Genomic DNA, 6,475 nt, shown 5'->3' with positions numbered 1-6,475 from the left:
TGTCGGGCTAGCGGGATTTGAACCCACGACCCCTTGACCCCCAGTCAAGTGCGCTACCAAACTGCGCCATAGCCCGAAGCGATAAGAAAACTTAGCGCTACCCCCGTTCCGAAAACCTGATTTCAACACCGGGTCATCGCCACGTGGACCACATGAGATTACCTCATGAGCGCAGACAAATACAAATCTCAGAAGGTGACGTAGCACGCTCTTCCCTCGGAACTGTGATACGCCTAGCCGGTGCCATCACTCCGACACAACGGCTCTGACGTATCTTTCGGAACGGATAGCCTCACTAGAGTTATCACCCCGAATCGTTATAGGATTGTTACCGATAAAGACGCGCCCGGGGAGCGCCCCAGGGCAGTGAAGGAGAAGTCATATGGCTGAACAATTTGATCCGAGGTCGGCCGCACCCGCGCCTACGGAAACTTCTCGCTTCACCGCTATCGGCGCGCAACCTGATCAACCGGTGGCCGAACGGCATCTCAGTCCGCAAGAATGTACCGCTATTGATGCGCTCCCTGCCGGCTCCGCGCTCCTTATTGCGCTCTCCGGTCCCAATTCCGGAGCTCGGTTCCTACTTGATGGGGAAGTGACGAATGCGGGACGTTCCCCACGCGCCGATATTTTTCTTGACGACGTCACTGTTTCCCGTAAGCACGTTCAGTTCTTCCGCCGCGGCGATACGTTCCACGTGCGTGATTCCGGTTCTCTCAACGGCACTTACGTAAATCGGGAACGAGTCGATGACGCTGTACTCCGCACCGGTGATGAGATCCAAATCGGAAAATTCCGGTTAACTTTCTACGCTTCGCGAGCCGGTGCGTGATACACCGGTGATATCTCGCGCTTCTACGGCCACTTCGGATTCTTCCTTCCCGCACACTTGCGCGCCGCGCCGCATGCGGACGGATGGCAGCCCGAGCACCTGGCCCCATGACCTCAGCCACGAACCAACTCTGCGTATCGGGGAGGTTCGCCGTGCACTCACGGACGAGTTCCCCATGCTCTCGGTGTCGAAGATCCGGCATTACGAATCCATTAATCTTATTTCCCCTTATCGCACCGCTACTAATCAGCGACTTTTTTCCACCTCGGATACCGAGCGTTTGCGCTTCATCCTGAGGGAACAGCGTGATCGTTTCCTACCCCTCGATCAAATCCGGGAGGAGCTGCGTCAGCTCGACGAGGGCATCATTGAGGCCCCGGGGCGCCCCGGGGGAATGCGCGCCGTCGCCGCACCGGAAGTGCGCCGCCCGAAACCAGGCGAACGTATTACTCAAGCCGAACTGGCCGATATGACCGGAGCGGCTCTGGGCACCATTGAGGAGCTCGTCACCGCTGGCATCCTTGCTACCGACGCACGCGGGCGCCTATCCGCCCAATCGGCGGATATTGTGCGTTACTGCGTGATGCTGCTGGAAGCCGGTTATGATCTACGTCAGATTCGCAGCGTCAAAAATTCCGCACACGCTCAAGCCGTGATGATTACCACCCAGCTAGCTACCGAGCTGGCAAAGAAAACACCGGTTGCCTCCGAGCGCGCCCTCAACCAGGCCGCCGAAGACGGCACCACCATCGCGCGGCTTTACGGCGCTCTTCTCACGGAAAACGTCGAAGTGGAACTGCGCTAAGGTGCGTTCCACCGCCGCGCTCACGGGGCATGTTTTCAACCTCGTCTTAATGCACTAAGGCCCGCTCGCCGCTCCGGCAAGTAGCCTTTTGCGCAAAAATGAACCACGTCAGGCAGACAGCACCACCCACTCAGGAGTAAGGTGGCAGTACAACTTCATATCGATTGAACCGAACCCAGGTCATGCTGGGCACCTCAACTAGCAGGAGACAATTAATGTCAGGTTCTGTGGAAACCCAAGGTATCGACCTTGTATCGCCCCACGAAAGGTACGGTCGCCCCCGCGATCTTTTCTTCCTGTGGGCGGGCACAACCACTAATATTTTTACCGTGTCCTACGGCGCCATGCTGGTGCTGCTTTACGGACTTTCATTCACGCAAGCGCTCGCCGTTATCGTAATCGGCAACGTTATCGCATACCCGCTTCTCGCGCTAACCTCCATTCAAGGGCCACTAACCGGCACCACCACGATGACCATTTCGCGAGCATCACTCGGTACTCGCGGAGCTCGTATTAATGGAGTTTTGTCCTGGCTGATGCTCATCGGCTTCGAAGCCGGGGGACTCATTCTCGTTTACTATGCCTGTGAGGCACTCCTCGCTCGTGCGGGTATCGCCCTGGAGGGCGGCGCGCAGATTACCGTCGTCGTTCTTCTTGCGGGTATTCAGCTTCTTCTTCCCCTTCTTGGCCACCGGATACTCATGGCAGCACAAAAATACGCAACCATGATTTTCACGGTGGCTTTTATTGTGTTAGCAGCCCTGATTATTCCGCAGGCCGCGCCGGGCTCCTCCGCGGGTACCGATTCACTCTTCACCCTGATTTCTGCAACCTCGCTCGTTATTGTTTCGGGCGGGCTTTCCTGGGCGCCCAGCGGAGCAAATTTCTCCCGTTATCTACCCGCTCATTCTTCGCCACTCGCAGTGGGAACCTGGGCGGCGCTGGGTGGGTTTATTCCCTACGTGCTACTCCAGGCCCTCGGGGCCGCGATGGCGACTGTAGCGGTTCCCGCTGAGGTGGAACTTTCTAATCCGCTGGCCGTCCCGGCGATCCTCAGCCCGGCGTTTGCGGTACCTTTCCTCATTCTTGTTATGGTCGGTTTGCTGCTCCAAAACGGCACCAACCTCTATTCTTCCGGCCTGAATTTGCAGACCGCCGGTATCCACGTTCCGCGCATGGTTATCGTGTGCATCGACAGCCTCATCTGCGTGGCCATCTGCATTTTCGCGATCCAGCAGGAAGCGTTCTACAGCCTCCTCAATGCTTTCGCCGCCTCGCTAAGCATCTGGCTGGCGCCGTGGGTGACCGTATATTTGCTGGATTGGGTGGCCCGGCACGGCACCTACCATCTTTCCGGCCTCGCGATTGAATCCCACGGCCCCTACCGGGGAATCGGCGGGGTGCGTTGGTCCGGAATGGCCGCGCTGCTGGGCGGCATGCTCTGCTCAGCGCTCTTCACAAACTCTGGCTACCTGGTGGGCCCGCTCACCCGACTTCTCGTGGACGTACCCGCCACGGCACCCGATCTGTCCATTCCCGCCGGAGTGATCGCCTCCGCGCTAATCTACCTGGCTCTGCGCCCGGTGCGCGAACGCGAACGCGCTGCCCGCCGGGCCTTCATTACCGCTGCCTAAAGGCCGCATACCGTCACCCCGCAACAACGTCATTATTTTTAGGAGAAACTCATGCCTCATCGTCAGCTTCTTGATGTCGCCTACGGGCGCGCCCACGCCGACACCATTATTAACAACGGAATTCTGGTAAACGTTCTCACTAGGGAAACCTACCCCGCCTCCGTCGCCATCGCTTACGGGCGCGTGGCCGCGGTGGGGAACGTGGACGCGCAGCGCGGCCCGAACACCACCATTATTGATGCCGACGGCGCCTATCTGACTCCCGGTCTCATTGACGGGCATCAGCACATCGAATGCTCCAAGCTCTCCGTGACGATGTTCGCGGATCTGGTATCCCGCTACGGAACAACCTCCGTTATTTCCGGCCTCGACCAGATCCTGGTATCCGCAGGCCTGGAAGGCGTCAAGGAATTCCTGGCCGAAGCCGAAGAATCCTCCATGCGAGTGTGGTGGGGTGCGCCCGCTAAAGCTCCCTACACGGTTCCTGAATCTACCGTCGGGCACCGTTTCGCGGTGGAAGACCATCGGAAAGTTCAGCGCATGCCCGAATGCGTGGGCCTGTGGGAAACCGTGCAGGAAATGGTGGAATACGGTGATGAAGAAGTCCTCACCGCCATGGACCTGGCCGAGGAAAACCGCCTGCACGCCTTTGGCTGCGCACCGCTCGTGGATGCCCGCCGGGTAGCTGGCTACGCAGCTTCGGGCGTAACTCTATGTCACGAATCATATTCTCCTGAAGAAGAACTGGAGAAGATGCGCAACGGCATCAATATCCTTATCAGGGAATCCACCGCCGCCCCGATGCTCGAGGAAAATATTAAGCTCATCACCGAGATGGGCGCACCCGCCCACCGGGTTGGTTTCTGTACCGACGATGTGACGGCCACCGATATTTTGGGCCGCGGCCACCTCGATTACGTGGTGCGCCTGGCCATTGCGAAGGGAATTGATCCCGTCACCGCGATCCAGATGGCCACGATTAACACCGCGCGGATGTTCCAACTCGATGACCGCATCGGTGCGATTGCTCCGGGGCGTTTCGCGGATATTCTCTTCGTTGATTCCCTCGATGATTTCCGGCCCCGCACGGTCCTCAAGGGTGGGAGGATCGTGGCGCAGAACGGTGCTGCGGTGCACGCCCCGCATGCGCCGCAGCGTACCGCCGCGGTGCTCGATACTTTCAAGCTCGCCCCGGTCGGCGCTGATCGCATCGCAGTTCGGGTTGCCGATTCGGCTACCTCGGCGCGAGTGCGCACCATCGTGCTCTCCAAGGATGTTGCCTTCAAGCGCCCCGGCGCTGAGGTGGAACTCGAGGTCGTGGACGGCAAAGTACAACCCGATACTGCCCAGGATGCCATTTATGTATGCGTAGCGGAACGCTACGGCAAAACCACGAATTTGCCCGTTGCTTTTATTCAGGGCTTCGGCCTCAAGCGCGGGGCAATTGCCACCTCGGCGGCCCCGGACGATAACAATGTGGTGTGCGCGGGAGTAAACCCGGAGGATATCGCGCTGGCGATTAACGAAGTTTCCCGCCTGGGCGGGGGACAGGTTGCGGTGTGTGATGGCGAGGTTGTTGCCTCGCTGCCCCTCCCGGTGGGTGGCATTGTTGCCGACCTGGTAGCCGAAGATATGGCCGCCGCCGAAGCGGAGATGGACCGGGCTGCCCGGGAGGTGCTGGGTGCGGATCTCGATTCGCCCTTTGGCCAGCTCATCTTCCTGTCCATCACCGCGATTCCCGATTGGGCGATCACCGATCTCGGCCTCATTGACTGCGTCAAATTTGACGTCGTCGACCCCGTTATTGCAACGCGGTAACGTAACGCGTACCCGCGAACGTAACCACGCAGAAAGGAAAAATATGACTGCGATATCCCCCTTCGTGCAGGGTCTGCCCAAAGTTGAGCTCCACCTGCATATTGAAGGCACCTTGGAACCCGATCTCAAATTCAAGCTCGCCGCGCGCAACGGTGTGGAGCTTCCCTACGCCAGCGAAGAGGAGGTGCGGGCTTCCTACCAATTCAATGACCTCGCTTCCTTCCTGAACGCGTATTACGAAGGCATGAGCGTGCTGCTCACCGCGGAAGATTTCTATGACCTCGCGATGGAGTATTTCCACAAGGTAGCGCGCCAAAACGTTCGCTACGTGGAGATGTTCTTCGATCCGCAAGCGCATACCTCGCGCGGGGTGGAATTCCATACCGTCATCACCGGGCTGCGGCGTGCCCAGATTGAGGCGCGCGAACAGCTGGGTGTGGACAGCGCTCTGATTATGTGTTTCCTGCGGGATTTCCAGGCCGAATACGCCATGGCAACCCTGCTGGAATCCCTGCCGTACCGCCCCTGGATTATCGGCGTGGGGCTTGATTCGGATGAAACCGGCAACCCGCCCTCCAAGTTCGCGGCGGTGTTCACGAAGGCCCGCGAGCTGGGCTATCAGCTGACGATGCACTGCGACGTCGATATTGCAGATTCAGCGGAGCATATTCGTCAGGTTCTCGAGGATGTGCGTGTAGACCGCGTGGACCACGGTACGAATGTGGTGGAAAAGCCCGAGTTGGTGGAATACATGGCTGAGCACGGTATCGGTCTGACCTCCTGCCCGATCTCCAATACCTGGGTGTCCGACGGCTCTAAGGTGGGACTGCTCACCGAACTGGATAAGCGGGGGGTCAAGGTTACTGTCAATTCGGACGACCCGGCCTATTTCGGTGGCTATATCGCGGAGAATTACCAACGCGTGGCAGACGAAGCCGGAGTAGATAAGGAGACCCTCAAGCGTTTCGCGCGCAATGCGGTGGATATTTCCTGGGCGCCGGCCTCGCTCAAGGAACGCATCGCCGCGGAGATTGCTGCCTACGAGGGCTGATTGAACGGTGCGCTGAGGGCTGGCGCGCGGTATCTCGCACGCTTGCCTCAGGTACCTCAACTGTCACAATAACACCGCGTGTATCTTTTATCACATCGCGGTGAGAACGACGGCGCCGGCCGCTTCTCATGTGGGAGCGTGCCGGCGCCGCGGGCTTTAAGTGGCGGCAACTAGCCAATCTCAAGGATGGGTGCGGTAAGCTAGGGGAGTAGTAAACGGTGCTTGTTTGCGGCACCTTCCCCTAAAGCTCAAGTTGAGCTTTAGACACGCCGCACCGGGCGCTGACCTGCTGGCCGGCCTGCTATATCGTGGTAGCTAACACTGGCAACCGGCCA

Annotated in this window: 5 protein-coding genes and 1 tRNA gene; 5 read left to right on the top strand and 1 reads right to left on the bottom strand. The window is 58.9% G+C overall.

Translation table 11 applies throughout. From position 1 onward, the window contains the following. Nucleotides 1-2: 2 nt before the first annotated feature. A tRNA-Pro gene (locus AC5RK6_RS03585) sits at nucleotides 3-76 on the bottom strand. 306 nt (nucleotides 77-382) lie between these two features. Between AC5RK6_RS03585 and AC5RK6_RS03580 the strand changes: the two genes are divergently transcribed. The 5 genes from AC5RK6_RS03580 (at nucleotide 383) to add (ending at nucleotide 6,140) form a co-directional block, all read left to right on the top strand. Next, the gene (locus AC5RK6_RS03580) at nucleotides 383-832 is read left to right on the top strand and encodes an FHA domain-containing protein (protein WP_016442798.1); all 450 of its coding nucleotides are present in this window, start codon (nucleotides 383-385) and stop codon (nucleotides 830-832) included. Nucleotides 833-905: 73 nt separating this feature from the next. Further along, complete coding sequence (gene ftsR / locus AC5RK6_RS03575) at nucleotides 906-1,637, top strand: transcriptional regulator FtsR (protein ID WP_016442799.1); 732 nt, start codon at nucleotides 906-908, stop codon at nucleotides 1,635-1,637. A 215-nt stretch (nucleotides 1,638-1,852) separates the two neighbouring features. Then, nucleotides 1,853-3,271 (top strand): purine-cytosine permease family protein, encoded by a 1,419-nt coding sequence (locus AC5RK6_RS03570; RefSeq protein WP_435730829.1) that lies wholly within the window; start codon nucleotides 1,853-1,855, stop codon nucleotides 3,269-3,271. A gap of 51 nt (nucleotides 3,272-3,322) precedes the next feature. Continuing rightward, a complete protein-coding gene (locus AC5RK6_RS03565) occupies nucleotides 3,323-5,089 on the top strand; it encodes an adenine deaminase C-terminal domain-containing protein (RefSeq protein WP_320758280.1) in 1,767 nt (588 codons plus the stop codon). Nucleotides 5,090-5,132: 43 nt separating this feature from the next. Beyond that, nucleotides 5,133-6,140, top strand: coding sequence for an adenosine deaminase (gene add, locus AC5RK6_RS03560; RefSeq protein WP_320758281.1), 1,008 nt, complete (start codon nucleotides 5,133-5,135; stop codon nucleotides 6,138-6,140). Nucleotides 6,141-6,475 lie beyond the last annotated feature (335 nt).

Source organism: Actinotignum sp. usb-actsch-213, assembly GCF_059085665.1.
This window is presented reverse-complemented; position numbering and strand designations above follow the sequence as displayed.

What these genes read in the sequence shown, in the direction of transcription:
- AC5RK6_RS03565 (WP_320758280.1), top strand. Translation starts at nt 3,323, where the DNA reads ATGCCTCATCGTCAGCTTCTTGATGTCGCCTACGGGCGCGCCCACGCC.
- AC5RK6_RS03580 (WP_016442798.1), top strand. Translation starts at nt 383, where the DNA reads ATGGCTGAACAATTTGATCCGAGGTCGGCCGCACCCGCGCCTACGGAA.
- AC5RK6_RS03570 (WP_435730829.1), top strand. Translation starts at nt 1,853, where the DNA reads ATGTCAGGTTCTGTGGAAACCCAAGGTATCGACCTTGTATCGCCCCAC.
- ftsR (WP_016442799.1), top strand. Translation starts at nt 906, where the DNA reads ATGCGGACGGATGGCAGCCCGAGCACCTGGCCCCATGACCTCAGCCAC.
- add (WP_320758281.1), top strand. Translation starts at nt 5,133, where the DNA reads ATGACTGCGATATCCCCCTTCGTGCAGGGTCTGCCCAAAGTTGAGCTC.